The sequence below is a fragment of the Lysinibacillus sp. NPDC093688 genome (assembly GCF_050280145.1).
Taxonomy (GTDB): domain Bacteria; phylum Bacillota; class Bacilli; order Bacillales_A; family Planococcaceae; genus Lysinibacillus; species Lysinibacillus xylanilyticus_B.
This window is the reverse complement of record NZ_JBNNUX010000091.1, coordinates 1-2,887: the sequence shown is the minus strand read 5'-3', so window position 1 is coordinate 2,887 and position 2,887 is coordinate 1. Positions and strand designations below refer to the sequence as shown.

Sequence of the window (2,887 nt, the reverse complement as noted above, 5' to 3'; positions counted from 1 at the left end):
TCAACAGCTTGTAATCTATCTTCGGCAGTATATTTGACCATAAAAAAACTGCACCTCCAATTGTTAGATGTGTCTAACAATTGGGGAGCAGTTCAATATAGACGATAAGGTTTTTAATTGCTTATTTTTTACGTTTTGTTAAACGTCCAAGAACGAATGCACCTGCTGCTACAGCAAGGACTGTGTTCGTTTTTTTCGTAAATACTTGTTTTGTAACAAGATTAAGATTTTGAGGACGCTCCGCTAAACGGCGCATAAAGTAGCCGTACCAATCTTCGCCGAATGGTACATATACACAGAAGTTATAGCCTTCTTTTGCAAGCTCTTTTTGCAGATCTGTACGGAAGCCGTAAAGCATTTGGAATTCGAATTTATCAAGTGGAATATTATTGTCCTCTACAAAGCGTTTTACGTGTGCAATAACATTATGGTCATGTGTTGCGATGGATGTAAATTTGCCATGTAGTAAATGATATTCAATTAACTCAATGAAATTTAAATCAATATCTAATTTATCTTGGAAAGCAACTTCTACAGGCTCTTTATAAGCGCCTTTTACGATACGAAGGCGATAGTCTTGGAATTTTTCAATATCGTCCTTAGCACGATAAAAGTAAGATTGGATAACAGTACCTACATTATTAAACGTTTTGGATAGCTCTTCAACCATATCAAAGGATGTTTGTAAACGATCGTAGTCTTCCATGTCAAAGTTTACGAATATATCGTATGCTGCTGCTTTTTCTACGATCTCATATAAATTATCGTAGCAAAAATCAACATCAATATCTAAACCTAATTGAGATGGCTTTAACGAAATATGCGCATCAACGCTATTTTCGTGAATAGCCTCAATAACAGCAAGGATTTGTTCTTTAGCTTTTGTTGCTTCTTCTTCAGTTGAAACAAATTCCCCTAAATTGTCTACAGTACAAGAGATTTTATGCGCGTTTAGCTCTTTGATACTAGCAATCGTTTCTTCAATATTTATACCAGCTACTACACTTTGTGCTCCTAATTTTAGGCCGTATTTTTTTGCAGTACTATTTAATAGTTGGTTTTCAGATAAATGGATGAAAAAATCGCGTAATAACATGGTCATTCTCCTCGCTGCATTTTCCTTTTATTATAGCATAATTTAGAAAATATATATTGTTTATAATATAACAATTATTTTGGTTCAAGAATTTGCATGCGTTCATTAAAAAGTGCAGGATAACTTAAAAAACCAATCATTATGCTTGATAATGTCGCTGCTGTTAGCAGGGCGAAAATGATTAATAGTTGGAATTGCACCGCTTGAATAGGGTCTGCTCCGCCAATTATTTGGCCACTCATCATACCTGGTAATTGAACAAGACCAATTGTTTTTTGGCTTTCGATTGTAGGAATCATACTTGCTTTTATCGCATTCATTAGCTGTCGATGAATAGCCTGTTTTGGTGTGCCGCCAAGCGATAATATTAACTCAATTTCGTTCTGATGACTTGCGATTTCCGATGTAAAACGATTTAAAAATAGAACTGATAAGACCATTGAATTACCAATCATCATGCCGCTAATTGGAATAATATACTGCGCTGTTGATGGTACAATATTAAATCCAAGCAATACCCCTTGTGTAACACATTCAACTACAATGAGAGTTAGTGCTATTTTCCACGTAATGCCTTTAATACCTTTCCCTTTTTTACGAGCATTGAGTGTTGCTACTAAAAGCATTAAAGCAATCATGAGGAAGATATAAATATAGCTTTGAGCATCAAAGACAAATTTTAAAATGTAACCGACGGCAAGTAATTGAATAATAGAACGAATAGTAGCTATGAGCGTATCTTTTTCAAGTCCTAGCTTTAAGGTTTTTGACAGTAGAAGAGGGATTAACACAAAAATTAACGTTAAGGAAAGCGAAGTATACGTCATCCATTCACCCCCTGTACAAATTCCGTGACACGTGGATTTTTAGGTGCGTTAAGTAAGGAGCTTTGTCCCGTTTCTATTAGTTCCCCATCCATCATGACCCATGTATAGTGGCCGATTGTCAGTGCTTGCTGTAAATTATGAGTGATCCAAATGATTGTGACATTAAACTTTTTATTGATTGTAGCAATAAGCATCTCAATTTCCTGCACGGATTGACGGTCTAATGCAGATGTGATTTCATCTAGCAATAAAATGGAGGATTGATTAATAAGTGTTCTTGCAATAGAGACTTTTTGTCGTTGTCCACCTGATAATTTATTCGTAGGGCGTTGTAAAAAGCTTTGATCAAGTCCGACATCTTGTAAATATTGGGTCGCTTCTTGCTCTGTAAGCTTTTCTCCTTGTAACGTACGAGGAAGTGCAAGATTATCAAATACAGTCCCTTCTATCATAGGGGCCGCTTGAAGAGCCATGCTCACATGTTTTCTTAAAGCGGTTGGCTCGTATGTAGAAATGTTTTGATTGTCAATTAATATTTGACCATCTGTAGGAGATAATAGTCCATTGCACAATTTAAGTAGAGTTGTTTTACCAGCACCTGAAGGGCCGACTAATGTAGTGATTTTTCCTTTAGGGAATGACCCAGTAATCGATTGTAATATCGTCTTGTCATTCGCTGAAAAGCTGACCTGTTGAAAGTGAATGGCAGGCTCATATGACATATTCATAAAGTTAAAACTCCTTTATATTAATAGGTAAAATTAAGTGTATTGATTAACCGTTTTTATCCCTTCTAGAAGGCTCTGATTTCCGCTACGGGCTACTCGCTTTGTTGTTGCTGTCGCTACGCTTTCGCACAGATAAAACATTTGCTGACGCTTCGCTTTCGCACAGAGCAAAGCTTCCTGCGGGCGAGCGTCGAGCCGCTTCCTCCGCTAAAGGAACGAAGGCTAAATGCGTCACG

Annotated in this window: 3 protein-coding genes; all 3 read right to left on the bottom strand. The window is 36.8% G+C overall.

Going from position 1 to position 2,887, the window contains the following annotated elements:
• Positions 1-121: 121 nt before the first annotated feature.
• The 3 genes from ACQKN2_RS25140 to ACQKN2_RS25130 all read right to left on the bottom strand — a co-directional run bounded on the left by ACQKN2_RS25140 (position 122) and on the right by ACQKN2_RS25130 (position 2,651).
• Positions 122-1,096, bottom strand: coding sequence for a proline dehydrogenase family protein (locus ACQKN2_RS25140; RefSeq protein ID WP_427417349.1), 975 nt, complete (start codon positions 1,094-1,096; stop codon positions 122-124).
• A gap of 74 nt (positions 1,097-1,170) precedes the next feature.
• A complete protein-coding gene (locus tag ACQKN2_RS25135; protein WP_427417348.1) occupies positions 1,171-1,923 on the bottom strand; it encodes an ABC transporter permease in 753 nt (250 codons plus the stop codon).
• The gene (locus ACQKN2_RS25130; protein WP_427417347.1) at positions 1,920-2,651 is read right to left on the bottom strand and encodes an ABC transporter ATP-binding protein; all 732 of its coding nucleotides are present in this window, start codon (positions 2,649-2,651) and stop codon (positions 1,920-1,922) included. The genes ACQKN2_RS25135 and ACQKN2_RS25130 overlap by 4 nt, the downstream gene beginning before the upstream one ends.
• Positions 2,652-2,887: the final 236 nt, after the last annotated feature.

Excerpts from the sequence above, each read along its gene's own strand:
- ACQKN2_RS25140 (WP_427417349.1), bottom strand. The coding sequence starts at position 1,096 with ATGTTATTACGCGATTTTTTCATCCATTTATCTGAAAACCAACTATTA.
- ACQKN2_RS25135 (WP_427417348.1), bottom strand. The coding sequence starts at position 1,923 with ATGACGTATACTTCGCTTTCCTTAACGTTAATTTTTGTGTTAATCCCT.
- ACQKN2_RS25130 (WP_427417347.1), bottom strand. The coding sequence starts at position 2,651 with ATGAATATGTCATATGAGCCTGCCATTCACTTTCAACAGGTCAGCTTT.